Annotated in this window: 20 protein-coding genes and 1 pseudogene; 10 read left to right on the plus strand and 11 right to left on the minus strand. The window is 56.8% G+C overall.

Features of this window, described 5'->3' with window-relative positions:
- Positions 1-75 precede the first annotated feature (75 nt).
- Positions 76-510 (plus strand): hypothetical protein, encoded by a 435-nt coding sequence (locus tag ABWV33_RS18445; protein WP_353332885.1) that lies wholly within the window; start codon positions 76-78, stop codon positions 508-510.
- Positions 511-513: 3 nt separating this feature from the next.
- Positions 514-1,752: an HlyD family secretion protein gene (locus ABWV33_RS18450; RefSeq protein WP_353332887.1), complete on the plus strand. Its 1,239-nt coding sequence runs from the start codon at positions 514-516 to the stop codon at positions 1,750-1,752.
- Between the two features lie 136 nt (positions 1,753-1,888).
- Here ABWV33_RS18450 and ABWV33_RS18455 read toward each other — a convergent pair whose 3' ends face one another.
- The 7 genes from ABWV33_RS18455 to xdhA form a co-directional block, all read right to left on the minus strand.
- Positions 1,889-2,962 carry a BMP family ABC transporter substrate-binding protein gene (locus ABWV33_RS18455; RefSeq protein ID WP_113822521.1) on the minus strand — a complete coding sequence of 358 codons (1,074 nt, stop codon included), beginning with the start codon at positions 2,960-2,962 and terminating at the stop codon, positions 1,889-1,891.
- Positions 2,963-3,029: 67 nt separating this feature from the next.
- Positions 3,030-3,950, minus strand: a complete 921-nt coding sequence (locus ABWV33_RS18460; protein ID WP_353332889.1) for an ABC transporter permease — start codon at positions 3,948-3,950, stop codon at positions 3,030-3,032.
- On the minus strand, positions 3,950-5,032 hold the full coding sequence (locus ABWV33_RS18465) for an ABC transporter permease (RefSeq protein ID WP_353332891.1): 1,083 nt from the start codon (positions 5,030-5,032) through the stop codon (positions 3,950-3,952). Before ABWV33_RS18465 ends, ABWV33_RS18460 begins: the two co-directional genes overlap by 1 nt.
- A 54-nt stretch (positions 5,033-5,086) precedes the next feature.
- The gene (locus ABWV33_RS18470) at positions 5,087-6,604 is read right to left on the minus strand and encodes an ABC transporter ATP-binding protein (RefSeq protein ID WP_353332893.1); all 1,518 of its coding nucleotides are present in this window, start codon (positions 6,602-6,604) and stop codon (positions 5,087-5,089) included.
- Complete coding sequence (gene xdhC / locus ABWV33_RS18475) at positions 6,601-7,536, minus strand: xanthine dehydrogenase accessory protein XdhC (RefSeq protein ID WP_353332895.1); 936 nt, start codon at positions 7,534-7,536, stop codon at positions 6,601-6,603. The genes ABWV33_RS18470 and xdhC overlap by 4 nt, the downstream gene beginning before the upstream one ends.
- A complete protein-coding gene (gene xdhB / locus ABWV33_RS18480; protein ID WP_353332897.1) occupies positions 7,526-9,838 on the minus strand; it encodes a xanthine dehydrogenase molybdopterin binding subunit in 2,313 nt (770 codons plus the stop codon). The genes xdhC and xdhB overlap by 11 nt, the downstream gene beginning before the upstream one ends.
- Positions 9,835-11,214, minus strand: a complete 1,380-nt coding sequence (xdhA, locus tag ABWV33_RS18485) for a xanthine dehydrogenase small subunit (protein ID WP_353332899.1) — start codon at positions 11,212-11,214, stop codon at positions 9,835-9,837. Before xdhA ends, xdhB begins: the two co-directional genes overlap by 4 nt.
- Positions 11,215-11,638: 424 nt before the next feature.
- Between xdhA and dnaE the strand changes: the two genes are divergently transcribed.
- Positions 11,639-15,142, plus strand: coding sequence for a DNA polymerase III subunit alpha (dnaE, locus tag ABWV33_RS18490; RefSeq protein WP_353332901.1), 3,504 nt, complete (start codon positions 11,639-11,641; stop codon positions 15,140-15,142).
- A 1-nt stretch (position 15,143) separates the two neighbouring features.
- Here dnaE and ABWV33_RS18495 read toward each other — a convergent pair whose 3' ends face one another.
- Positions 15,144-15,761 carry a glutathione S-transferase gene (locus tag ABWV33_RS18495; RefSeq protein ID WP_353332903.1) on the minus strand — a complete coding sequence of 206 codons (618 nt, stop codon included), beginning with the start codon at positions 15,759-15,761 and terminating at the stop codon, positions 15,144-15,146.
- A 12-nt stretch (positions 15,762-15,773) separates the two neighbouring features.
- On the minus strand, positions 15,774-15,968 hold the full coding sequence (locus ABWV33_RS18500; RefSeq protein ID WP_121999265.1) for a SlyX family protein: 195 nt from the start codon (positions 15,966-15,968) through the stop codon (positions 15,774-15,776).
- Positions 15,969-16,066: 98 nt separating this feature from the next.
- Here ABWV33_RS18500 and ABWV33_RS18505 point away from each other — a divergent pair, with 98 nt between their 5' ends.
- The 4 genes from ABWV33_RS18505 to hisG all read left to right on the plus strand — a co-directional run bounded on the left by ABWV33_RS18505 (position 16,067) and on the right by hisG (position 20,297).
- A complete protein-coding gene (locus tag ABWV33_RS18505; RefSeq protein ID WP_353332905.1) occupies positions 16,067-16,870 on the plus strand; it encodes a crotonase/enoyl-CoA hydratase family protein in 804 nt (267 codons plus the stop codon).
- A gap of 143 nt (positions 16,871-17,013) precedes the next feature.
- Positions 17,014-18,510, plus strand: coding sequence for a histidine--tRNA ligase (gene hisS / locus ABWV33_RS18510; protein WP_353332907.1), 1,497 nt, complete (start codon positions 17,014-17,016; stop codon positions 18,508-18,510).
- A 3-nt stretch (positions 18,511-18,513) separates the two neighbouring features.
- On the plus strand, positions 18,514-19,602 hold the full coding sequence (locus ABWV33_RS18515; RefSeq protein ID WP_353332909.1) for an ATP phosphoribosyltransferase regulatory subunit: 1,089 nt from the start codon (positions 18,514-18,516) through the stop codon (positions 19,600-19,602).
- Positions 19,599-20,297 carry an ATP phosphoribosyltransferase gene (gene hisG, locus ABWV33_RS18520; protein WP_113822534.1) on the plus strand — a complete coding sequence of 233 codons (699 nt, stop codon included), beginning with the start codon at positions 19,599-19,601 and terminating at the stop codon, positions 20,295-20,297. The genes ABWV33_RS18515 and hisG overlap by 4 nt, the downstream gene beginning before the upstream one ends.
- A gap of 87 nt (positions 20,298-20,384) precedes the next feature.
- Here hisG and ABWV33_RS18525 read toward each other — a convergent pair whose 3' ends face one another.
- Together ABWV33_RS18525 and ABWV33_RS18530 are read right to left on the minus strand one after the other, a co-directional pair.
- Positions 20,385-20,561 (minus strand): hypothetical protein, encoded by a 177-nt coding sequence (locus tag ABWV33_RS18525; protein ID WP_162930744.1) that lies wholly within the window; start codon positions 20,559-20,561, stop codon positions 20,385-20,387.
- A 220-nt stretch (positions 20,562-20,781) separates the two neighbouring features.
- Entirely contained in the window at positions 20,782-21,213 is a 432-nt protein-coding gene (locus ABWV33_RS18530) for a DUF1489 family protein (protein WP_353332911.1), read from the minus strand.
- A gap of 178 nt (positions 21,214-21,391) precedes the next feature.
- On the opposite strand from ABWV33_RS18530, the gene ABWV33_RS18535 reads away from it, so the two are divergent.
- From ABWV33_RS18535 to ABWV33_RS18545, 3 genes and pseudogenes are all read left to right on the plus strand, one after another.
- Complete coding sequence (locus ABWV33_RS18535) at positions 21,392-23,674, plus strand: adenosylcobalamin-dependent ribonucleoside-diphosphate reductase (protein WP_113822536.1); 2,283 nt, start codon at positions 21,392-21,394, stop codon at positions 23,672-23,674.
- Between the two features lie 186 nt (positions 23,675-23,860).
- Positions 23,861-24,538, plus strand: a pseudogene (locus ABWV33_RS18540) (IS3 family transposase); the annotation flags it as partial.
- A 199-nt stretch (positions 24,539-24,737) separates the two neighbouring features.
- Positions 24,738-25,007: a hypothetical protein gene (locus ABWV33_RS18545; RefSeq protein WP_353332913.1), complete on the plus strand. Its 270-nt coding sequence runs from the start codon at positions 24,738-24,740 to the stop codon at positions 25,005-25,007.
- Positions 25,008-25,014: the final 7 nt, after the last annotated feature.

Raw genomic sequence — 25,014 nt, forward strand, 5'->3', positions numbered from 1 at the left:
TCAACATCTTGCACCGCAGCCCTCAATAAGGACATACTAGGCGCAAATTTCATTCACCGTCATAAGGAGCTTACCTTGGACAACCCCGCATTACATCCGATGGCCACAGGGCATATCCCAGATTACGTGGTCGCCGCTGATGGCAGCGACTACCTGTTTACATTCATGGTATTTTTTACTCTTGGTCTGATCCTGTTGCTTGGCATCGGATATTTCACACTGCATTCAATTCCTGAAAAAATGGCCCACGCCTCCAACCATTCTCAGTTTCAGATTGTGGGCATTCTGGCCCTGCTGGCGCTGTTTACGCACAACAATGTATTTTGGGTGATAGCGATCGTGATTGCAGGGTTCCGTTTCCCTGATTACCTGACACCAATGGAATCTATTGCGCAATCCTTGTCGCGCTTGCCCGGTTTAAAGAGCCTTGAACCCAATCTCGAAGGGGCAACTCCCTCCGAACCCGAACCCGAACCCACGGTCGTGCCAACTCCAGAAAAGGAGGGCTAAGCTGTGCTTGAGACACTAATTTGTGCGCTGTTTACGATCCTGCCCGATTATCTGTTCCGCCGGTACGTGCAAGGCAAACGCATCGGACATGAGCTGACCTTGTTTTCCATGTGGTATGAACTGCGGTATGGTCTGACGAGCTGTGCGATCGCTGCGATTTCGGTGATCACGGTTCTGTTTTATTTCCACCCTGCGACAAGCACGGTTTCGTCGTACTATCGGACGTTGACGATCCTGCCACAATTTGGTGGGCGTGTGTCCGAGATCTTTGTTGAGAACAACCAAAAGATCAAAGCAGGCGATAAAATATTCCGTCTGGACGCCGTATCACAACAAGCAACTGTACAAGCCGCCAAAGCAGCAATTACCGAGGTCGACGCCTCGGTCAAAGTTGCGCAAACTGATTTGGCTGCGGCCAGGGCAGGGATCGTTCAGGCCAATGCTGCTCTTACCCAATCGAACGAAGATTTGGCGCGCAACCAAACTTTGTTGGCGCGTGGTTCAAGTGCTGTCAAATTGACCGAAATTGAGCGCCTGCAAAACCTTGTGCATGAGCGCGAAGCATTGGTCGAAGCCGCCGAAGCCCAATTTGCGTCCGTCAATGAACGGATTGATGTGGTGATCCCGGCACAACGCGACAGCGCCGAGGCTCAGTTGGCACAGGCACAGGCCGAGTTGGACAAAACACTGATCGTGGCAGGTGTTGACGGGACCATCGAACAGCTCAGCCTGCAAGTGGGCGATTATGTTAGCCCGGTCTTGCGTCCCGCGGGCATTCTCGTGCCTGACAGCATAGGTCACAAACGGTTCCAAGCAGGGTTTAATCAGATGGGCGCTCAGGTCATAAAACCCGGAATGGTGGCAGAAATCGGATGTATGACACAGCCCTTTACCGTTTATCCAATGGTAGTTGTGGCTGTCCAGGATGTGATTGCATCAGGGCAACTGCGGCCTTCGGATAGGATCTTCGACCCTCAGTTTAATCAAGTCCCCGGAAGCATCGTCGTGATGATGGAGGCGCTTTATGCTGATCAGGCTCCGGATCTGCCACCGGGTAGCAACTGCTTGGCCAATGTCTACACCAACAACCACGACCAGCTTGAACATGATAAGGATCTGTCGACTGGCAAGCGCATCTTCTTACATGTGGTTGATACCATCGGCGTTGTTCACGCGGCGGGGTTGCGTCTGCGGATGATCTTGATGCCTGTTCAGACATTGGTGTTCTCTGGCGGGCACTGATCCAAGGTTGTTTCAAAGCGAAGGCCCGCCGGATCTGGCGGGCCTTTGTTGTTTCAACCTTTATCAACATCGGGGCGCTCAACAAAAAAGGCCCCGCATCGCTGCGAGGCCTTCGTTCTCTTTCTGAGCGATCCGTTTACTGCGGGATGTCGCCTTCGATGCCTTCAACATAGAAGTTCATACCAGCCAGTGTTCCGTCATCTGCAGTTTCACCGTCACCCAACCAAGCGCTGCCGTCCTGCTTGGTGATGGGGCCTGTGAAGGCATGATAGCTGCCATCGGCCAGTGCGGCTTTCAACGCCAGTGCTTCTTCTTTGACGTCGGCAGGAACCGCGTCCGAGATTTCACCGATGCCAACCATGCCGGCACCAATACCGTCCCATGTGCTGGTCGAGGTCCAGCTGCCGTCCATGACCGCAGCAGTCCGCGCGATGTAGTAAGGCGCCCAGTCATCAATGATCGAGCTGACGCGTGGCATGGGGCCATACTCGCTCATGTCAGAGGCCTGACCAAAGGTAATCACGTTGCCTGCAGCCTGTGCCGCGGCCTGTGGGGCGGTTGAATCGGTGTGCTGCAGGATCACGTCTGCGCCCTGTTCAATCAGAACCTTGGCTGCATCGGCTTCTTTCGCAGGGTCAAACCATGTGAAGGCCCAGATGATTTTGAACTGAACGTCGGGGTTAACCTTCTTGGCGTGGATGTAGGCCGAGTTGATGCCACGCACAACTTCGGGGATCGGGAACGAGCCGATGTAACCCACGATGTTGGACTTGGTCATGCGACCCGCGATGGTGCCCTGAACGGCGCGACCCTCATAAAAACGTGCGGAATAAACCGACACGTTGTCCGCCTGCTTGTAGCCGGTCGCGTGTTCGAATTTCACATTGGGGAATTTCTTGGCGACGTTGATGGTCGGATCCATGTAGCCAAACGAGGTGGTGAAAATCAGATCCGCACCGTCCAGCGCCATCTGAGTCATCACGCGCTCGGAATCGGGGCCCTCGGCCACGTTTTCAACAAACACGGTTTCGACTTTATCGCCGAATTCCTTTTCTACAGCCAAACGGCCTTTGTTGTGCTCATAGGTCCAGCCGCCGTCGCCGACGGGGCCAACATAGACAAAGCCCACTTTGGTTTTGTCTTCGGCAACTGCCGCAGTTGCAAGGCCAAGGCCCAGTGCAGCTGTCGCAAGAAGTGAAGTTAATTTCATTAGGTTACTCCCCAGGTTGGTTTCGTATGCCCCCCTTGAACGGGGGGCTTGGTTTAAAGTGCTACCCTTAGTGGGTGGCGTGGAAAATTCGGCCCAGTGACGCAGGCGCGCGGCTTTTGTCTGCCGAAAGGATCACCAACACAAGGATCGTGATCAGATAAGGCGACATTGCCAGATACTCGACCGGAATGGCAACGCCTGCGGCCTGCAGATTAAGCTGCACAACTGTAACACCGCCGAAAAGATAGGCACCCAGCAAAGCGCGCCATGGTTTCCAACTGGCAAACACCACCAGTGCCAGTGCGATCCAGCCAACCCCGGCGGTCATGCCCTCGGTCCATTGAGGCACGCGGATCAAGCTGATGTAAGCCCCGCCCAAACCGGCACAAGCGCCCCCAAACATGATGGCCATGATGCGGATGCGCACGACTTTGTATCCCAGTGCGTGCGCGGCGTCGTGGTTTTCACCCACGGCCCGCAAAACCAGTCCCATGCGAGTGTATTTCAACATTGCCCACACGGCGGCGGTCAGTGCGATGCCGAGGTACAACACCGGATCATGTCCAAATAGGATTGGTCCAATAACCGGCAGATCGGTCAAGATGGGAATATTCAGCTTGTCCATTTGTGGCGGTTTGACCCCCACATACCCCTGACCCATCAGCGAACTGAACCCAAGCCCGAACAACGTCAACGCCAGACCAGAGGCCACCTGATTGGCCAGCGCCACTTGCGTGAGCAGCACAAACAACAACGACAGAACTGCTCCGCCAATGGCTGCGGCGAGAAAGCCCAGCCAAGGCGATCCGGTTTCGACAGAAATCGCGAAACCGCTGATCGCGCCAACGATCATCATGCCCTCGACACCAAGGTTCAGAACACCGGCTTTTTCCACCACCAATTCACCAATGGCCGCCAGCAGGATCGGAGTAGCTGCCACCATAAGCGAGGCGATCAGCAAAACGGGGTTAATTGCAGACAGGTCCATTATGCGACCTCCTTCCGGGCCGCACGGATGCGGTAGTTGGTCAACAGATCAAGCGCGAGCAGGAAGAACAACAACATCCCCTGAAATACCTGAATGGCCGAGGCTGGAAGCCCCAGTTTGGACTGTGCGATATCGCCGCCAATATAGGTCAACGCCATCACGCCCCCGGCCAGCAAAATCCCCACTGGATGCAGTCGCCCCAAAAAGGCAACGATGATCGCGGTAAAGCCATAGCCGACATTGAAATCAATGGTGATCTGACCCGCTGGTCCAGCAACCTCGAACAAACCGGCCAACCCGGCCAACATGCCCGACGTACCCAGACAGAACAGGATCAGGCGTGACGGGTGTACCCCGGCAAACTTAGCCGCGCGCGGGGCCTCGCCAGTCAGGCGGATGTGAAAGCCCAACATGTGACGGTTCAGCAAAACATAGGCAAAGATCACCGCGATCAACGCCGCGACAACGCCCCAGTGCATCCCTGTTCCGGCGAACAGTTCGGCATTATGCGCGCTGTCATAGGATTGCAGGTTGCGCGAGCCGGGAAACCCATATCCTTGGGGGTTCTTCAACAATCCCAACGACATGGACGCCAGTAATTGCTCGGCCACATAGACCAGCATGAGCGAAACCAAAATCTCGTTGGTGCCGAATTTTACCTTCAGCAGGGCCGGGATCATCGCCCAGAACCACCCGCCCAAGGCCCCGCCCATGATCATCAGAGGAAAGATGTACCACGCTTCCAGCGGGTAGAACGCAAGGCCCACACCCGCGCCGACAGTGGCACCCATGATGTACTGACCCTCGGCCCCGATGTTCCAGATCCCGGCTTTGAATCCCAGCGACAGTCCGATCGCGATCAACACCAAAGGCGCGCCTTTGATCAGCAATTGGGGCCGGTAATATGAGGCGTGCTCGCCAAACAACGGTTCCCAGAAAATGGTTTGAATGGCTTCAATAGGGTTTTTACCGAGGGCTGCGAACAACACCCCGCCGAAAACCATGGTTGCCAGGACCGCAACGGCGGGCGTTGCCATCGACCATGCTTGTGACGGCTGTGGCCGTTTCTCCAGAACGATCATGCGCTGGCTCTCCCGCTTGCGTGTTCTTCTTTGTGTGATGTCGGAGGGGCGGCCTTAAACATGTGCCACCTCCATTCCGTGTGCGCCGCCCATCATCAGACCGATCTCTTCGACCGTCAGACCGGTGGTTTCGCGGGGCGCGCTCAGGCGGCCTTCGTTCAAGGCGGCGAAGCTGTCGGAAATCTCCATCAACTCATCCAGATCCTGACTGATGCAGACAATCGCGGCACCTTTGGCCGCCAGATCCAAAATCGCTTGTCGGATGGACGCTGCCGCAGCCGCATCGACACCCCATGTGGGTTGGTTCACTACCAACACATCCGGGTCCTGCAATACCTCGCGACCAATCACGAACTTTTGCAGGTTCCCTCCCGAAAGCGACCGCGCCGCATTGTCCGGCCCCGGCGTGCGCACATCAAAGGCTTCGATGATCCGCTCAGCAAAACTCTGCGTCAGACCCCACTTGAGGAATCCGTTGCTTTCCAACCCTTCACGCACCGATCCGGTGAGCAGCGCGTTTTCCGTCAGGCTCATATCCGGGGCAGCCGCATGGCCCAGACGTTCTTCTGGCGCGGTTAACAGCCCCATCTTGCGCCGTGCGGTTGGCCCCATCCGCCCAACAGGTTGCCCGTCCTTCTTAACCGCATCGGCTGCGGTTAGGATTTCACCCGACAGCACGCCCAACAACTCATCCTGACCATTTCCCGCGACGCCACCAACACCCAGCACCTCGCCCTTGCGGACCACCAGATGCAGGTTTTTCAACGCGGTGCCAAATTCTGACGGGGACGGCACCGACAGGCCTGAAATATCCAACGCCACTTCGCCAAATTCGCGCCCTGACCGTTCCGGTGTCTGCAACGTTGATCCAACCATCAATTCGGCCATCTCTCGCGCGGACGTCTCAGCCGGGGTGCATTCCCCCACATTTTCGCCCAACCGCAGAATGGTCGCATGGTCACACAGGGTCCGAATTTCCTCGAGCTTATGCGAAATATACAGGATCGAGGTCCCCTCGGACCGCAACTTTTGCAACGTTTCAAACAAGATCTCGACCTCTTGCGGGGTCAGAACCGATGTGGGCTCATCCATGATCAACAGTTTGGGATCTTGCAACAGACAGCGAATGATCTCGACCCGCTGGCGTTCCCCTGCAGACAGATCTCCAACCGTACGAAACGGATCCAGTGGCAGGCCGTAATTCTCTGACACTTCGCGAATGCGCGCGGCCAGATCATTCATCGCAGGTGGGTTCTCCATGCCCAAGGCGATGTTCTCGGCCACATTCAGTGCATCAAACAGGGAAAAGTGTTGAAACACCATGGCGATCCCGTCTGCGCGTGCCGCACGTGGTTCCGCCGGTGCAAAGGGTTGGCCGCGCAGCAGCATGGTGCCGCTGTCGGGCTTGACCAACCCATAAATCATTTTGACCAGCGTGGATTTGCCCGCGCCGTTTTCCCCCAGCAAGGCATGCACTTCGCCTTCGCCGATATCGAACGACACGTTGTTGTTAGCGATCACTCCGGGATAGGCTTTGGTCAGCCCTTGCAGGCTCAAAAGAGGGGCTGTCACGCGCTCATATCCTTCTGTCGTGTCTCGTGTTGCGCAGGCTGTAGCAATTCGGCTGCAACGCCTACGGCGATCATCTGCGGGTGTTTACCCAGATCAGGACGACCAATTGGGCAGGTAATGCGGCTGATCAACGCCGGGCTATGCCCCAACGCTGCCAAGCGCGACCGGAATCGCGCCCACTTGGTAGCTGAGCCAATCAATCCCGCAAAGGCGAAACTGTGCGAAAGCAATCGGTTGCACAGTTCTAAATCCAAAGTGTGTGAGTAAGTCAGCACTAGATGCTCGGCCTCGGGGAGGGCATGGCGCACCAATTTCGCCGGTTTGGCGGCTGGCAAAACGGTGACACCGGCAGGCACATCCGCCGGAAACCGCTCTGCGCCGGTATCAACCCAGGTGATCGCCAAATCGGGTAGGGGGGCCAGAACATCGACCATCGCCCGACCCACATGACCCGCACCCCAGATCCAGATTTGTCGCGCCGGGCGATGAACTGGCTCGATCATCCACCCATCAATCAACTGAGGTTCGGGTAAAACACCCTGTCCGCGCGCCTTCGCCAACAGGCGTGTCACCAAAATCGGCTGTACGGCCTCCGCAACAGGCCGCGCGATGATCTCTTGATCCAGTTCGGCAATCGCGGCCGCATCGTAAACTTCGCTCAGCAGCGAAACGGCGCCTCCACAGCATTGGCCCAGATCAGGACCCAACGCGTGGTGGCTCAAAATCCGTGCTGCGTCTTGGCGTCGTGCGCTGTCTGCCGCCTGAAACTCTAACGTGCCACCACCAATGGTGCCGGATTGCCCATCCTTCCAGACCAACATCGCGGCCCCCACTTCACGCGGGGAGGACCCGCGCAAACTGGCAATCACCACACGCGTCACACGCCCATGGGTTTTGACAGCCTCCCTCAAGACCTCCAGATCAAATCCCACTGTCACCTCCTGCGTGCACGCGACGGACACCGCGCCAAACTTCTTCGGCGGTCGCTGGCGCGTTGAGCGCCGGATAGGCATCGCCACAGGCCCCAACCGCGTTGTTGAGCGCAAGATAGGCCGAAATCCCTAACATAAAGGGTGGTTCGCCAACGGCTTTAGAACGATAAATCGTCTCTTCCCGATTGGACCCAGCCCAAAGCGCGACGTTGAACACATCCGGGCGGTCTGAACAGGCCGGGATTTTGTAGGTCGATGGCGCATGGGTGCGCAGCCGTCCTTTGTCGTCCCAAACCAACTCTTCTGTCGTCAGCCAGCCCGCGCCTTGCACATAGCCGCCTTCGACCTGCCCCACATCCAACGCCGGGTTCAAAGATTCCCCAGCATCATGCAGGATATCCGCCCGCAAAATCCGGTTTTCCCCGGTCAACGTGTCGATCGCTACTTCAGTGATCGACGCGCCATAGGCAAAATAGAAAAAAGGTCGTCCTTGGCCCTTGATCCGGTCCCATTCGATTTTGGGCGTTTTATAGAAGCCGGTCGCCGACAGGCTGACCCGCCCCTGATAAACCAGTGCCGCCGCCTCGGCGAAAGTATAGCGCGCCTCGCCGACCTCAACATGCCCATCTCCAAACCGGACCGAGGTAACATCTGCCTGATGCCGCTCAGCCAAAAACGCGGCCATCCGGTCGCGAATGGTGTCACAGGCGGCTTTGACCGCCATCCCGTTCAGATCCGACCCGGAAGAAGCCGCAGTCGCCGACGTATTAGGCACCTTGGCCGTATCCGTCGCGGTGATCTTGATCGCGTCCAAACCAATGCCGAACCGCGACGCTGCAACCTGCGCGACCTTCTGGAACAAGCCCTGGCCCATCTCGGTACCACCGTGGTTCAGGTGAACCGAGCCATCCTGATACACATGCACCAACGCCCCCGCCTGATTAAGGTGAGTCAGCGTAAAGGAAATCCCGAATTTGACTGGCGCAAAGGCGATGCCCTTTTTGATCACTGCATTTTCGGCATTCCAGACATCAATCGCCGCCTTGCGCGCTGCATAGTCTGATGTTTCCATCAGCGATTTGGTCATCCCGTGCAGCTCAAAATCCTCGACCTGCATGCCATAGGGTGTAGTGTTATCAACCCCTTCAGCCATGTCTTCTGGTGCGGCGTAATAATTGCGCATCCGCACCTCGACAGGGTCCAGCCCCAGATCATGTGCGATGTGATCCAACACGCGCTCAACACCGATCATCCCCTGCGGGCCACCAAAACCACGATAGGCAGTGGCACTTTGAGTGTTGGTCTTTAACCGATGACTTTCGATCCGGCAGTTAGGCAACAAATAGGCATTGTCCGAATGCAGCATGGCGCGATCCGCAACCGGCAGTGACAAATCCTGCGCCCAACCACAGCGGGTATGATGCAGAAACGAAACGCCCTGAATGCGGCCCGTATCATCAAATCCAACACGATAGCCGATCCGAAATTCGTGCCGCTTGCCGGTCACGACCATATCGTCATCCCGATCATAGCGCATTTTACACGCCCGCCCGGTCAGCCGTGCGGCCACGGCGCAAGACACGGCCAAGGCGTTGCCCTGACTTTCCTTGCCGCCAAAGCCACCGCCCATACGTCGGGTTTCAACCCGGACCGCGTGCATCGGCATGCCAATCGCTTCGGCCACTTTGTGCTGAATCTCGGTGGGGTGCTGAGTGGATGAATGCACCAGCATATCGCCACCCTCGTTCGGCAGCGCCATAGCGGCCTGACCTTCGAGATAGAAATGCTCCTGACCGCCGATCTCAAATAGGCCCTCAATCAGACGCGGGGCTGCTGCAATGGCGGCCTCGGCATCGCCCTTTTCATAGATGCGTGGGCCGTCTTCGAACCGACTGTCCACCGCCAGCGCCTCGTCCATGCTCAGGATCGGTGTCTGTTCGTCATATGTAACTTTGCCCAATGTCGCGCCTTTGCGCGCGATCAGATGGCTTCTTGCCACCACCAGAAATACTGGCTGCCCCACATAGTGAACTGTGCCGTCCGCCAACAGCGGCTCATCGTGGATCGAAGGCGAGACGTCATTGGTAAACGGCAGATCCTCAGCCGTTAGCACCGCGATCACACCGGGCAGGGTCCGCACTGCCTCCAGATCCATTGCCGTGATGTTGCCCTTGGCAATCGGGCTCAACCCAAAAGCCAAATGCAGCGTATCGCGCGGAGTGGGGATGTCATCCACATAGCGCGCCGTTCCGGTGACATGCAGGCGGGCGGCATCATGGGGGAGGGGTTTCGAAACACTCATGCCGACACCTCCAACACATTGACCGCTTGGCCCTGGTTTTCGGCAAAGTACCGCGCCAACATCGCGGCCGCACTATCCAGTCGATACGCGGCCGAGGCGCGCATATCGTCCATCGGGGCGTAATCCTTTGCAAACTCGGCCTGTGCCGCGCTCACCGTCTCAGCTGCCCAGGGGAGACCGACCAAAGCCGCCTCAACCGCTGTTGCCCGTTTAGGCGTCCCGGCCATGCCACCAAATGCAATCCGCGCAGCCGAAACAACACCCTCGTCGACCGTGATATTGAAACACCCACACACGGCGGAAATATCTTGATCAAACCGTTTGCTCAGCTTGTAACACTTCAGCCTATCGTCCTGACGCGGGAAACTCACCGCCTCGACAAACTCACCGGGTAGGCGATCCTGTATGCCGTAATCAACAAAGTAGTCTTCTAACGCGACATCGCGCCGGGCATCGCCCTGACGCAAATGCAACGTCGCCTCCAATGCGATCAATGCGGGCGGGTTGTCTCCGATGGGTGACCCATTGGCGATATTGCCCCCAACTGTCGCCGCACCACGCACTTGCACCGATGCATAACGACGGATCATTTCCCCATAAGAGGGATGCAGCGGATCAATCGCCGCACCCATGGCGTTCATGTCCACCATTGCGCCCAACCGCACCGTATCCTCGGTGATGTGGATCTGTTTCAGATCCTCGCACCCGCCCAGAAAGATGACTTGCCTTAAATCACGCAACTGTTTGGTGACCCACAACCCCACATCCGTCGCCCCCGCAACCAACGTGGCATCAGGATGTTCGGCATAAAGCGTCGCCAATTCATCCGCAGATGTGGGTAAAAACGCATTGTCTCGGGCCGGAGCCGCCTCCGGCATCCGAAAGGCACGATCCGTGCTCACCCACTGAGGCACGGGCGCCCCTTCGGTGGCCTCGGCCGCACGAATGATCGGCGCGTATCCGGTACACCGGCACAGGTTTCCTGCCAGCTGCGTATCATGATCCGTCGCGCCATTGGCATGCGCCGTTACCATCGACATCACAAAACCGGGCGTGCAGAACCCACATTGTGACCCGTGATGCGTGACCATCGCATCTTGGACCGGATGCAAAGCCCCATCCACCTCAGCAACACCTTCGACGGTGCGCACAGCTTTGCCGTGTAACTGCGGCAGAAACAGGATGCAGGCGTTCAACGCTTTGGCACCGGACGGGTCCGACACCATGACGGTACAGGCACCACAATCGCCTTCGTTGCACCCTTCCTTGGTTCCGGTCAAAAGCTGCTCTTCGCGCAACCAATCCAGCAGCGTCGCGGTGGGGGAAACCCCTGCCAGCTCTACAGTCTCTCCGTTCAGAAGAAACGTGATATTCATAAATGAAACCCGTCGCGTTACCCGTTGTGCCCTTGGATGCCCTCCTTCGATGCGACGTAGAAAGAGTGGCGGGCAAGTGTGCTGAGACTTAGGTTAGAAAGGCCCTAGGGGCTCTGGCAAGAAAAACTCTTTCTGCACTGCAGTATTTTCAGTTTTGGTGCACCATTGTGCACAGTAATTGTTCAAAAGAGATGCTTGTATTCAACAACTTGCACTTGGGTCTCAAAATAACCCTTAGAAACACCTTTCGGATTTTCAAGAAAGTGTCGTGCGATTATCAGATGCGCGATGGCAATCGAGGAATCGACATTTGCCCGTTGAGAACCGACAAAAGCGAGGCAGATTTTTTAGCTTGCAGCGATCATTCGCCTTTCAGCGACGCTTGTCTCTTTCCGCTTCTGTCGTGCTGGGATAGCTTACACAAATGAGCAGCACGCCCCGATTCATACATCTCCGCCTTCACACTGAATATTCCCTTCTCGAGGGAGCAATCAGGCTGAAAAAGCTACCGGCACTGTGCGAAAAGATGGGCATGCCTGCGGTTGCTGTGACGGACACCAACAATATGTTCGCCGCGCTCGAATTTTCCGTCGGGGCCAGTGATGCGGGTGTTCAGCCGATTGTTGGTTGTCAGGTAGACCTAACTTACAACAAGGCACAGCCGGGCGAAAAACCGAAAGAGCCAGCCCCCCTGGTGCTGCTCGCACAAAGCGAACTGGGGTATGAAAACCTGATGAAGCTGAACTCTTGTCTGTATGTGGACAAGGGGGGGCAACTGCCACAAGTGACGCTGGATGAACTTGATGCGCTGTCCGCGGGTCTGATTTGTCTTTCGGGTGGCCCGAATGGGCCGATTGGAATGCTGTTGCAAGCAGGCCAACGCCCTGCTGCCGAGGCGATGGTGGATCGGCTTGCCTCTATTTTCCCCGACCGGCTCTATATCGAGCTTCAGCGCCATCCGGGCGAGGGGGGCCAACCCGAGGCGGAACGCCTGACCGAGCGGGGCCATATCGAAATGGCCTATGCAAAAAACCTGCCCTTGGTTGCGACCAATGATGTCTATTTCCCCACTTCGGACATGTACGAAGCGCATGATGCGCTGATATGTATTTCCGAAGGCGCCTATGTGGATCAGCAAGAGGGCCGCCGCCGCCTGACAGCTCAACATTACCTGAAGACGCCGCAAGAGATGGCGACCCTGTTTGCGGATTTGCCCGAAGCGATCGAAAACACGGTCGAGATCGCGCAGCGTTGCGCCTTCATGACCTACCGCCGGGATCCGATCCTGCCAAAGTTTGCCGATGACGAAGTCGCGGAACTGCGCCGTCAGGCCAACGAGGGTTTGCAGCGCCGTCTGGCCGTGATTCCACATGCTGTGTCCGTTGAAGCGTACCAAGACCGGCTCGATTTCGAGCTTGATATCATCGAAGGCATGGGGTTCCCCGGCTATTTCCTGATCGTTGCGGACTTTATTCAATGGGGCAAGGATCAGGGCATTCCCGTCGGACCGGGCCGGGGCTCTGGCGCGGGATCACTTGTAGCCTATGCGCTGACCGTGACCGACCTTGATCCTTTGCGCTATTCCTTGCTGTTCGAACGCTTCTTGAACCCTGAACGGGTTTCAATGCCTGACTTCGACATCGACTTTTGCATGGACCGCCGCGAAGAGGTGATCCGCTACGTGCAAGAGAAATACGGCCGCGACAAGGTGGGGCAGATCATCACCTTTGGTGCGCTCCTGTCCAAAGCGGCCGTGCGTGATATCGGGCGTGTTCTGCAAATGCCATATGGCCAAGTGGACCGCCTGTCCAAGATGATCCCGGTCGAAGGCGTCAAACCGGTTTCGATCGAAAAAGCGCTGCAAGACGAACCGCGCCTGCGCGAAGAAGCCAAGAACGAAGAGGTCGTTGACCGCCTGTTGACCTATGGCCAGCAGGTCGAAGGGTTACTGCGGAACGCCTCAACCCACGCGGCGGGTGTTGTGATTGGGGACCGCCCCTTGGATCACCTTGTGCCGCTCTATCAGGATCCACGATCCGATATGCCCGCAACCCAGTTCAACATGAAATGGGTGGAACAGGCCGGGCTGGTCAAATTCGACTTTCTGGGCCTCAAAACCCTGACCGTGATTCAAAACGCTGTTGATCTGATTCGCCAATCCGGGCGCGATCTGCATGTGGCTGCAGACGGGACCGAGCTTTATGAGCCACCCGAAGGCGCCATAAACGAAATCAACGCCATCCCCTTGGATGACGAAGCCACCTATAATCTCTATTCCGCCGCTAAAACCGTCGCCGTGTTTCAGGTGGAATCGTCGGGCATGATGGATGCGCTCAAGCGCATGAAACCGACCTGTATCGAAGACATCGTGGCCCTTGTGGCGCTGTACCGCCCCGGCCCGATGGAGAACATTCCGACCTATTGTGAGGTCAAGAACGGCCTTAAGGAAATCGAATCCGTTCACCCGCTGATTGACCACATCCTTGAGGAAACCCAAGGCATCATCGTTTATCAGGAACAGGTGATGCAGATTGCGCAGGTCATGGCGGGCTATTCGTTGGGCGGCGCTGATTTGTTGCGTCGTGCGATGGGTAAAAAGATCAAAGAGGCGATGGACGCCGAACGCCCCAAATTCGAAAAAGGGGCCGCTGAAAACGGCGTTCCGGCAAAAAAAGCCTCTGAGGTTTTCGACCTTCTGGAAAAATTCGCCAACTACGGCTTCAACAAATCCCACGCGGCTGCCTATGCGGTGGTCAGCTATCAAACCGGTTGGCTCAAGGCCAATCACCCGGTTGAATTCATGGCCGGCGTGATGAATTGCGATATCCATCTAACGGATAAATTGGCAGTTTATTTTCAAGAGGTGAAAAAGGGCCTTGGGTTGCCGTATATTCCACCCTGCGTGAACCGATCTCTCGCGACCTTTAATGTCGTGAAGGGCGAATTGGTCTATGCGCTGGGCGCTCTTAAGAACGTCGGTGTCGAGGCGATGAACCTCATTGTTTCGGGTCGGGCTGAAACACCGTTTGCAACGCTCTATGATGTGGCACGCCGGGTCGAGTTGAAACGGGTCGGGAAACGTCCGCTCGAAATGCTGGCCCGTGCCGGTGCCTTTGATCAACTCGATGGCAACCGCCGCCGTGTGTTCGAAAGCCTTGATGCGCTGGTGAATTACTCCGCTGCGATCTTTGAACAAAAGAACTCCAATCAGGTGTCGCTGTTTGGCGAGGCAGGCGATGACCTGCCCGAACCCCGCATGTCGCAATCCCCCGATTGGCTGCCAGCTGAACGCCTGAGTGAAGAATTCAAGGCCATCGGGTTTTACCTGTCCGGTCACCCCTTGGACGACTACATGCCCTCGCTGAAACGCAAGGATGTTCTGACCTTGGACGAGGTGCTCGCCAAAGCCGAGCGTGGTCCGATGTTGGCCAAAATGGCCGGTGTTGTCGCCGGACGACAAGAGCGCAAATCCGCGCGCGGCAATCGTTTTGCGTTTGCGCAACTCAGCGACCCCACCGGGGCCTATGAAATCACCCTGTTCTCGGACACGTTGGAGAAATGCCGCGAATTTCTTGAAACCGGTGCCCATGTTGTGATCACGGCCGAGGCGACAATGGAAAGCGATCAGCTCAAGCTGCTCGGCCGCTCCGTTGGCCCCATTGATGCGGCCATTGCGCAGGCGGGCGGATCCAGTGGTCTCAAGGTGTATCTCGAAGTTCCCGAAACAGTACCCACTGTCGCCTCGGTTCTGGAAAATGCGATGCAAACCACCAAAGGCGGCAACAAAGGCCCGATTACGGTGTGCCTGTTGGCTGCGGGTCTCCCGGGTGAGGTCGAAATGGATCTGGGGCAGGATTTCCCAATCAGCCCTCAGATTAAAAGTGCCATCAAATCGCTAGACGGGGTGATGACAGTCGAAGAACTGTAAGTCAGGGAAATGTCACAACAGCTGTATCTGGCTCCCATGCCGGATACTTCGTCATGATCGCTTTAAACCGGTCTGATACCAGAAACAATTCCAACCAGCGCTGCAAATCGGGCCAGGGCTGCGCGTCAAACCAGGTTTTGTCGATAAAGGCGAACTGGCGCACAAACGGCAGGATCGCATAATCTGCCAATGTGGGGCGATCAAAAATCCAATCCCCGATTTGTGCATCCAGGCCTTTTAAAAACGCCGCCGCCGCCGCGCGATGCGTGTCGGCGTCCTGATCGGGGTAGCGCGTCGCGTATTTGGTACGATCCAGCGCATGCTTGAACGGCCCATCCGCACGCTCAATCCACGCCCATCCGGCGTCTGGCATGTCGCACCAGCCTTCAGGGTCTTGTTGCCCCAGCGCCCAGACCATCACATCCAGACTTTCGTCAATCACAACACCCCCCACCTTCAGGCAGGGCACCGTTCCACTGGGCGAAGTCTCAAGAAACGCCGCTGGCTTGTCGCGCAAAACAATCTCGCGCAGCGCAACCTCAATCCCGCTGGACGCCAAGGCCAATCGCGCCCGCATCGCATAGGGACACCGCCGAAAGGAATAGAGGATGGGCGTCATACCGCTGCTACCTCAGTAATGCGGCGGGCGTTCGTTGCCAAACACCGCGCCACCACCGCCATCCTGTTCGCGATGGGCTTCACGTTCCATCAACATCTGCACCCGCCGCGTCAGAACGGCAAGCTCACGCTCCTGACGCGCCATGACGGCACTCATCTCGTCCACTGTCTTGGTCAAGTGGGCGATCTGTTCCTCGAGATGTTGCATGACGGGCTCCTTAGGCTTTGGCCCTGTCATACAGGCGCAACGTCACACTTGCCAGCCCTTGGCCTGTGCTTCGAAGCTGTGTGGAAAGGGAGAGAGCCATGACCATCATCATCGACAAATCGGACGGCATCACAACCCTTACGATCAACCGCCCGAGCGCGCGCAATGCCGTTGATCCCGCCACTGCGCGCCTGCTCTTTGATGCCTTTCTGGATTTTGAGGCGGACGAAACGCAAAGAGTGGCCGTATTGACAGGGGCGGGTGGTTATTTTTGCGCCGGATTTGATTTGAAAACAGCCGGGTCAGGCGCGGCCAGTGACTGGATGGCCGCGCTCGCGATTCCTCAGGATTGGACCGACCCGATGGCCCAACCGATTCCCGGCCCAATGGGCCCATCGCGCCTGATGCTGTCCAAACCCGTGATTGCCGCCATCGAAGGACCCGCAGTGGCCGGCGGAATGGAGCTTGCAGCGTGGTGCGACATGCGCGTGATGGCCGAAGGCGCTGTCACCGGCGTGTTCTGTCGGCGCTGGGGGGTGCCCTTGATTGATGGCGGCACGATCCGGTTGCCGCGCATTCTGGGGCAGGGGCGCGCCAGCGACCTGATCCTGACCGGGCGCTCTGTTGATCCATCCGAGGCGTTGGCGATGGGATTTGCCAATCGCACTTGCCCAAAGGGGCAGGCGTTGTCCGTTGCGCGTGATCTTGCCGCCGAATTGATCCGCTTTCCACAGGCTTGCATGCTTGCAGATCACCTGTCGTCCCGATTGGCTCTGGCAGATCTTGCCGCGGCATTGCGGCGCGAATGGGCGTCGATGGCGACCTTTGCGGCCGAAGGGCAGGCAGGTGCAGCGCGTTTTGCAGCAGGCAAAGGCCGCTCAGGCGATTTCGAAAGCATCTGATCACTGCCTGTCCTGTGGGCATCGGTGAAATTTTTCCAACGTTTACTTGCGCGAAACCGCGCGGCAGGAGTGCAGTGACTTGCCCCGCAGCGGGGCATGGGCTAGACCCCGCCCCGACAGTAAAGCCCCCTGAGGATGCTCCCATGGCAAAGACCAAGAAACAGCCCCGCCCCAAGGCCGCCGCGCCAAAAGGGTTCCGCGACTATTTCGGTTCCGAGGTCACGCAGCGCACCGAGATGCTGCAGCAAATCGCCGGGGTCTACCATCGATACGGATTTGATGCGCTTGAAAGCAGTGCCGTTGAAACGGTCGAAGCCTTGGGTAAATTCTTGCCCGACGTGGATCGCCCCAATGAGGGTGTGTTCGCATGGCAGGAATTCGACGAAAAAGACAACGGCGATTGGATGGCGCTGCGCTATGACCTGACTGCGCCTTTGGCCCGCGTCTATGCGCAACACCGCAATGATCTGCCGACACCGTATCGCCGCTACGCGATGGGGCCGGTCTGGCGCAATGAAAAGCCGGGTCCGGGACGCTATCGCCAGTTCTATCAGTGCGACGCGGATACCGTCGGCACTGCGTCGATGGCCGCAGACGCTGAAATCTGCGCCATGCTCAGCGATACGCTGGAAACCGTCGGAATTCCGCGCGGCGACTATCTGGTGCGCGTCAACAACCGCAAAGTCATGAATGGCGTACTCGAAGTTATGGGCCTTGGCGATGACCAAGCCGCCCGCAACAACGTTCTGCGCACCATCGACAAGTTCGACAAAGTCGGTGAATCCGGCGTGCGCGAACTGCTGACCAAAGGACGACTGGACGCCTCTGGTGCCTATATCGATGGTGTGGGGCTCAGCGAAGATCAGGCCGAGCCTGTGATTGCTTTCCTCACCTCCAAAGCCGCAGATGCAGCCGGAACGCTGGCCAATCTGCGCGCGGCTGTCGGCGCGTCCAAAGCGGGCGCTGATGGCATCAACGAGCTGGAACAGATTGGTGAGTTGCTTGCCGCTGGCGGCTATGGCGCGGATCGCATCGAAATCGACCCTTCGGTCGTGCGCGGTCTCGGTTATTATACCGGCCCGGTTTACGAGGCTGAACTGACCTTTGAAATCTTCGACGAAAAGGGACGCAAACGCCAGTTCGGCTCGGTCGCAGGGGGCGGACGCTATGACGATCTGGTGAAACGCTTCACCGGTCAGGAAGTTCCTGCAACCGGCGTATCCATCGGCGTGGACCGCCTGTTGGCCGCCCTGCGCGAAAAGGGCCGTATCCAAGCCGTGGAAACCGGACCTGTCGTGGTCACCGTGATGGATCGCGCCCGCATGGCCGATTATCAGGCCATGGTGGCAGAGCTGCGCAACGCAGGCATCCGGGCCGAGGTTTACCTAGGCAATCCCAAGAATTTCGGCAACCAGCTGAAATACGCGGACAAACGCAATTCGCCCATCGCAGTGATCGAAGGCGGCGACGAAAAGGCCAATGGGGTGATCCAGATCAAGGATCTGATCCTAGGCGCTAAAATCGCCGAAAGCGCCACGCTTGAGGAATGGAAAGAACGGCCCAGCCAGTTCGAAGTGCCCCGCGATCAACTGGTCGCCAAGGTGCGCGAAATCTTCGCCACGCAGGACACACAGGACTGACCCATGCCAAATCGTTCTCAAATTCAGGCCCGCGCTGCGATGATGCGCGTGCGGTTCGAGGCAGCCGGGGCTCACGTCGTTGATCCCCCTCTGTTGCAACCCGCTGGCACCTTGCTGGACTTGTACGGCGAAGACATCCGTGCGCGTGCTTATGTAACCACCGACGCGCTGCGCGGTGAGCAGATGATGCGCCCCGACTTCACCGTGCCCGTGGTGCAGATGCACATGCGCGACGGGGCTGAACCCGCGCGCTATACCTATTCCGGCGAAGTGTTCCGTCGTCAGGAACTCGACCCGGATCGGGCCAATGAATACGTGCAGGTCGGATACGAAGTATTCGATCGCGTCGATCCCGCCGCGGCCGATGCCGAGGTCTTCTCACTCTTTGCTTTGCAGGTCAGGGGCTTATCCCTGCGTGCTGCCACGGGGGACATCGGTATTCTGATTGCCGCCGTTCAGGGTCTAAAAACCACGGATCGACGCAAGGCCGCGCTGATGCGCCATTTGTGGAAACCCCGTCGGTTCCGCGCCCTGCTGGACCGGTTTGCCGGGCGCACCGCTGAACCGGCCAGCCGTCTGGCGCTGCTTGCAAATGCCGACCCGATGGGCTTTGACGCCCCGGTCATAGGCAAACGCAGCGCCGCCGAAATCTCTGCCCGGATCGAAGCGCTGCGCGCCGATGCCGAGGTGGGACCGATTTCAGACAGTGAAATGGCAGGGCTCGACAGTCTGCTTGCCGTGCGTGAAACCATGCCCTTTGCGTTGGAACAGCTGCGCGATATCGCGGTGGATCTCCCACAGATTTCGCCAGCTCTGAACCGGCTCGAAGCGCGTATCGCTGCCCTCGCGGCGCGGGGCGTAGATGTAGAACGCCTTGATTTTGAGGCCTCTTATGGCCGCACCTCTATGGAATACTACGACGGCTTCGTGTTTGGCTTTTATGCGGAGCGCCGTCCTGATCTGCCTCCTATTGCCACCGGTGGTCGCTATGATGCGCTGACCCGAAAATTGGGCAATGGTGCCGAAATCCCTGCCGTCGGTGGCGTGCTGCGCCCCGATTTGATGCTCGAAATCGAAGAGGGTACCGCATGAGCCTGAAGCTGGGTGTGCCCTCCAAAGGGCGTCTGATGGAAAAAACCTTCTCTTGGTTCGAAAAGCGCGGCGTCACCCTGACACGCACCGGATCTGATCGGGAATATTCCGGCAAAGTCGAAGGCATCGATGATGTGTCTCTGGTGTTACTCTCCGCTGGTGAAATCCCGCGAGAACTGGCCGCAGGCCGGATTCATATGGGGGTCACGGGAACGGATCTGGTGCACGAAAAGCTGCCGCGTTGGGAACAGCAACTCGAAGAAATCGCGCAGCTGGGTTTTGGTCAGGCAGATCTGATCATCGCGGTTCCGGCCTGTTGGGTTGATGTTGAAACACTGGATGATTTGGATGCCGCCGCCGCCGCCTTTCGGGACGCGCACGGCCACCGGATGCGCTTTGCCACCAAATACCATCGTTTGGTTCGCGAATTTCTGACTGAAAGCGGAGTTGCTGATTTCGCGCTGGTCGATAGCCAGGGCGCCACCGAAGGCACCGTTAAGAATGAAACCGCCGAAGGCATCGCCGATATCACATCTACGGGGGAAACCCTGCGGGCCAACCACCTTAAAATCCTGTCAGATGGGTTGATCCTGCGGTCGCAGGCAACACTCTGGCGCAGCCGCGTGGCCAACTATTCACCTGCGGAAAAGGCAACTCTCAACGCCCTGATCGAGAAGTTCGACAGCGCAAGATAAAGCACAAATGGGGTGAATGGACACCGTTCACCTCATGCCTATGTGCTTGACACATCCAACTCACCTACTGGATCTGAGGTGCGCAGGTTAGGTTTTGTCGCGCGCCGCTTTTTCTTCTTTGGTAAGCTTGTTGTTCCAAACATTCTTACTCAACCCCAATTCGGGTTTAGGCGGCTTGGTCTTGCCCACGCTGACTTTCCCGCCTTTGTTCAGGAATTCCTGAATGAGGGCGTCGTCCGTGGTTTCTTTGGGAACATGTTTCATTTGGTCAATCCTGTTTTGATGAATGCGCACCTGTCACGCGTCTCGCAGGTCTAGGGAAACCTTAGAGAACAATTTGGTAAGCTCAACCCAGAACGACGGTTGCGGCTCTCTGGGCATGCATTCTTTACGAATTGTTAAGGACAGCAGCGTTCGCTCTGTTTTTTAGGGCGTTAACCGGCGATTCGCGGATCTGACGGATTTTTGTTTCGCAGGTGTTGCGCTAAAGCACCCCAATTTCAGCCAGCGCCCGGTTTAGATCATCTGGAATAATGTCGTCCTGCTCGCGTCCTTTGGGCAGATCCGGTGGTGCGTCCTCAGACTTAAGGTACCGCCAGCCTTGAAACGGGCGCTTTAACGCTGATTGGGTGCGGTGCAATTCCGGGTCCAGAACAATGGCACAACGTCGGATCCCATCACTGCCAAAAACCTCATCCATTCGCAAGATTTTCTGGCGGCACTGGATCACACCCTTGATCACCCAATAGATTGATCCGCCACTCAGAATTTCCGCCTCACGCTTGGGCCACATGCGGGTGACATGACGCGGCAACCCGTCTTTGGTCTGGGCCACTTTGGTGCGGTGCCAGTCCTCTAGCGATTCAACACTTTCCGTTCCCACGGATAGCTTGATGAGGTTTACATACTTATCCACACATCATCCCCAGAGTCGTCCTCAGGCTTCAAAGCATATACGCTAACGCAGTTGTTGGGAATGACAAGGTCTTGTGGTATGTTGAGTTAAAATCGACATTCACCACTAATTGTAGTGTTGTGATTTGAGCGAAAATCATTGTAACTCAGCCACTCTAACACCACGAGGGATTCGATCTATGAGCCGTTTTGCTGCCCCCATCGCCGAGCAGATTTGGGACATGAAATACCGTTTCAAACAAGCCGACGGTTCGCCGATTGATGTCACTGTCGAAGACAGCTGGCGCCGGATCGCTCGCGATCTGGCCCGCGTCGAAAGTGACCCGGCCCATTGGGAAGAGCAGTTTTTTGGCGCCCTCGAAGATTTCAAATATTTGCCCGCGGGTCGTATCACCGCCGGGGCTGGGACTGCGCGTCAGGTGACCCTGTTTAACTGCTTTGTCATGGGGACCGTCCCTGACAGTATGGGCGGCATTTTCGACATGCTAAAAGAGGCGGCGCTGACCATGCAGCAGGGTGGCGGGATCGGGTATGATTTCTCGACCATCCGCCCGCGTGGTGCGGACGTGCAGGGGGTTGCTGCTGACGCCTCTGGCCCGTTGTCCTTTATGGATGTTTGGGACGCCATGTGCCGCACAATCATGTCCGCCGGTTCGCGCCGGGGTGCGATGATGGCGACCATGCGCTGCGACCACCCTGATGTGCACGACTTCATCACAGCTAAATCAGATTCCGCCCGCTTACGCATGTTCAACATGTCCGTGTTGATCACCGATGATTTCATGGATGCCGTAAAAGCCGATGGATCGTGGGAACTAGTGTTTGACGGCAAAGTGTATCACACGGTCCAAGCGGTGGATCTGTGGAACAAAATCATGCAGGCAACCTATGATTATGCCGAACCCGGCGTGATCTTTATTGATCGTATCAACAAGGCCAACAACCTCAGCTATGTTGAAACCATCGCTGCCACCAACCCATGTGGGGAACAGCCCTTGCCGCCTTATGGCGCATGTCTGTTGGGCTCGATCAACATGGCGCGTCTTGTGTCCAACCCGTTCGAAGCGGACGCAGCCTTGAACCAAGAGGCCATGCAAGAGCTTGTAGCGACTGCCGTGCGCATGATGGACAATGTGGTTGATGCCTCCAAATTCCCTTTGCCTGAACAGGCTGCCGAAGCCCAAGCGAAACGCCGCATCGGCTTGGGTGTTACGGGGCTTGCCGATGCGCTCTTGATGTTGGGCCTGCGCTATGGGTCTGACGAGGCGGCGCGTCAAACCGAAGATTGGTTGCACGCGATCGCCCGCGCCGCTTATCTGGCGTCGGTGGATTTGGCTAAGGAAAAAGGGGCGTTCCCCTTGTTTGACGCCGAAAAATACCTCGCCAGCGGCACCATGCAGGCGATGGACGAAGATGTACGCGACGCGATCCGGGAACATGGTATCCGAAACGCGCTGCTGACCTCTATTGCACCCACAGGCACCATCTCGCTGTATGCGGGCAACGTCAGTTCGGGCATCGAGCCTGTGTTTGCTTACGCGTACACGCGCAAAGTATTACAAAAAGATGGCTCGCGCACTGAAGAAGAAGTTGTTGATTACGCTGTGCAAATGTGGCGCGATAAATTTGGCGACAAAGAGCTGCCAGATTACTTTGTAAATGCGCAAACCTTAGCCCCTGCGGCGCATGTCAAAATGCAGGCCGCAGCACAGAAATGGATCGACAGTTCGATTTCGAAAACGATTAACTGTCCTGAAGACATCTCGTTCGATGAGTTCAAAGACGTCTACATGCAGGCATGGGATCAAGGCTGTAAAGGTTGCACCACCTATCGCCCCAACGATGTGACGGGATCTGTTCTGACTGTGTCGGAAAGCTCGGAAAAAGCACCGGGTGAAAGCTCAGATGCGCCGCACGAAGTAGATGGTGGCGAAGTGATCTATATGTCGGAACCACTGGACCGCCCTCAGACGCTAGAGGGCAATACTTACAAGCTGAAATGGCCCGATAGTGAGCACGCGATTTACCTGACTATCAACGACATCATTATTGGTGGCCGCCGACGTCCATTCGAGGTGTTCATTAATTCTAAAAACATGGAGCACTACGCTTGGACCCTGGCATTAACGCGGATGATTTCTGCGGTGTTCCGCCGGGGCGGGGATGTGTCCTTTGTCGTTGAAGAGCTGAAAGCGGTGTTTGATCCACGCGGTGGGGCATGGGTGCAGGGAAAATATATCCCGTCCATTCTGGCCGCGATTGGCGGCGTGATCGAAACACATCTGGTAGCGATCGGGTTCCTCGAAGGAGAGGGGTTGGGGCTTAAGTCCGACCCACAAGCGCAAGTCGTCAACACGGACACCAACCGCGGTAAAGCCTGCCCAAGTTGCGGTCAGTTCGACCTGCGAATGGTCGAAGGGTGCATGACTTGCGGAAGCTGCGGTCACTCCAAGTGCGGATAAGGTGAAAGGTTGAGCCTGTTGTTTCTGTTTCAGTGGGCATAAAGAACCCATATGGGCGATTTCGTCGCCCATATGCCAAGTGATTGTCGCCCATGTTCGCGTAACCTATTGAAACAAATCACTATAGTTGAGGCCCAAAATCTGGTGCTATCGACGATAGCGTGCGGCCGCCGGTTTGCTGGCGGCTATGGGCGCTACGGTTATCGTCGGATCGCCGCTTTGCTGAGAAATGCAGGCTGGAAAGTGAACGATAAACGTGTCGAACGTCTGTGGCGACGCGAGGGGGTCAAGGTTCCGATGAGACAGCCAAAGAAAGGGCGGCTCTGGTTAAGTGACGGTTCTTGCGTTCAACTACGGCCAAAGTATCGCAACCATGTCTGGAGTTATGACTTCGTTCATCACCGAACCGATGATGGGAAAGCGTTCCGGACATTGAACATCCTGGATGCACACAGCAGGGAATGCTTAGCGATCCGAGTGCAGAGAAAGCTGGACTCGACCGAGGTCATCGATGCGTTGACGGACCTGTTCATCATTCGCGGGGTTCCGGCCTGCATCAGGTCAGACAACGGCCCAGAGTTCATAGCTCAGGCCGTTCGGGACTGGATAGGAGTAGTCGGAGCAAAGACAGCTTACATCGAACCGGGGTTACCTTGGGAAAATGGAAACTGTGAAAGCTTCAATGCCAGATATCGCGACGAATTGCTCAATGGCGAAGTTTTCTACAGCTTGCGGGAAGCACAAATCCTGATCGAACAATGGAGGAAACATTATAACACAAAACGACCACATAGTGCCTTGGACTACCGTCCACCGGCCCCGGAAACCATCATCCCAATGGAACCCAAGCCAATCATGCATTAACATTCAAACTGGACCACTTAGGTGCGGCTGATCTCTAGAGCGTGCCAATGACGGTTTGTTTCCTTATAGTGATGTCACATATCCCTACAAAGCGAGCCATTGCCATTCTCATGTCAGGCGATGGTATCCTTGCAGAACGAATACCAAGCAGCACTGGTAGCGAGACCGGACGCAAAAAAGCATAGAAAAGAGGGCATCAATGGCGACAAAGGCCGAACTGGAAGCAGAACTTCTCGACCTCAGGAGGCAAATGGCGGATCGCCCTTCGCAACAGCTAGAAGCGCTCGAGGAAGACCACACCGAAGGGGCTTCAGACACAAGTTCATCAGAAGCCACCAACGACCGAGTCGATTGGGACAAAGAAGTTTCTGATATCATGGCTGATTTAGAAGACCTGCCACATAAACAACCCTTGCTCTTCGCGCTTGGGGCCTTCGCTGTCGGCTATTTAGTTGGCCGTTCGAGATAGGGAATAA

Origin of the sequence: Phaeobacter sp. NW0010-22 (assembly GCF_040365955.1) — a bacterium.
Taxonomy (GTDB): Bacteria; Pseudomonadota; Alphaproteobacteria; order Rhodobacterales; family Rhodobacteraceae; genus OMPR01.

Excerpts from the sequence above, each read along its gene's own strand:
- ABWV33_RS18505 (WP_353332905.1), top strand. The coding sequence starts at position 16,067 with ATGACCATCATCATCGACAAATCGGACGGCATCACAACCCTTACGATC.
- ABWV33_RS18460 (WP_353332889.1), bottom strand. The coding sequence starts at position 3,950 with ATGGACCTGTCTGCAATTAACCCCGTTTTGCTGATCGCCTCGCTTATG.
- hisG (WP_113822534.1), top strand. The coding sequence starts at position 19,599 with ATGAGCCTGAAGCTGGGTGTGCCCTCCAAAGGGCGTCTGATGGAAAAA.
- ABWV33_RS18525 (WP_162930744.1), bottom strand. The coding sequence starts at position 20,561 with ATGAAACATGTTCCCAAAGAAACCACGGACGACGCCCTCATTCAGGAA.
- ABWV33_RS18535 (WP_113822536.1), top strand. The coding sequence starts at position 21,392 with ATGAGCCGTTTTGCTGCCCCCATCGCCGAGCAGATTTGGGACATGAAA.
- ABWV33_RS18495 (WP_353332903.1), bottom strand. The coding sequence starts at position 15,761 with ATGACGCCCATCCTCTATTCCTTTCGGCGGTGTCCCTATGCGATGCGG.
- dnaE (WP_353332901.1), top strand. The coding sequence starts at position 11,639 with ATGAGCAGCACGCCCCGATTCATACATCTCCGCCTTCACACTGAATAT.
- ABWV33_RS18500 (WP_121999265.1), bottom strand. The coding sequence starts at position 15,968 with ATGCAACATCTCGAGGAACAGATCGCCCACTTGACCAAGACAGTGGAC.
- xdhB (WP_353332897.1), bottom strand. The coding sequence starts at position 9,838 with ATGAGTGTTTCGAAACCCCTCCCCCATGATGCCGCCCGCCTGCATGTC.
- hisS (WP_353332907.1), top strand. The coding sequence starts at position 17,014 with ATGGCAAAGACCAAGAAACAGCCCCGCCCCAAGGCCGCCGCGCCAAAA.
- ABWV33_RS18545 (WP_353332913.1), top strand. The coding sequence starts at position 24,738 with ATGGCGACAAAGGCCGAACTGGAAGCAGAACTTCTCGACCTCAGGAGG.
- xdhA (WP_353332899.1), bottom strand. The coding sequence starts at position 11,214 with ATGAATATCACGTTTCTTCTGAACGGAGAGACTGTAGAGCTGGCAGGG.
- ABWV33_RS18515 (WP_353332909.1), top strand. The coding sequence starts at position 18,514 with ATGCCAAATCGTTCTCAAATTCAGGCCCGCGCTGCGATGATGCGCGTG.
- ABWV33_RS18455 (WP_113822521.1), bottom strand. The coding sequence starts at position 2,962 with ATGAAATTAACTTCACTTCTTGCGACAGCTGCACTGGGCCTTGGCCTT.
- ABWV33_RS18465 (WP_353332891.1), bottom strand. The coding sequence starts at position 5,032 with ATGATCGTTCTGGAGAAACGGCCACAGCCGTCACAAGCATGGTCGATG.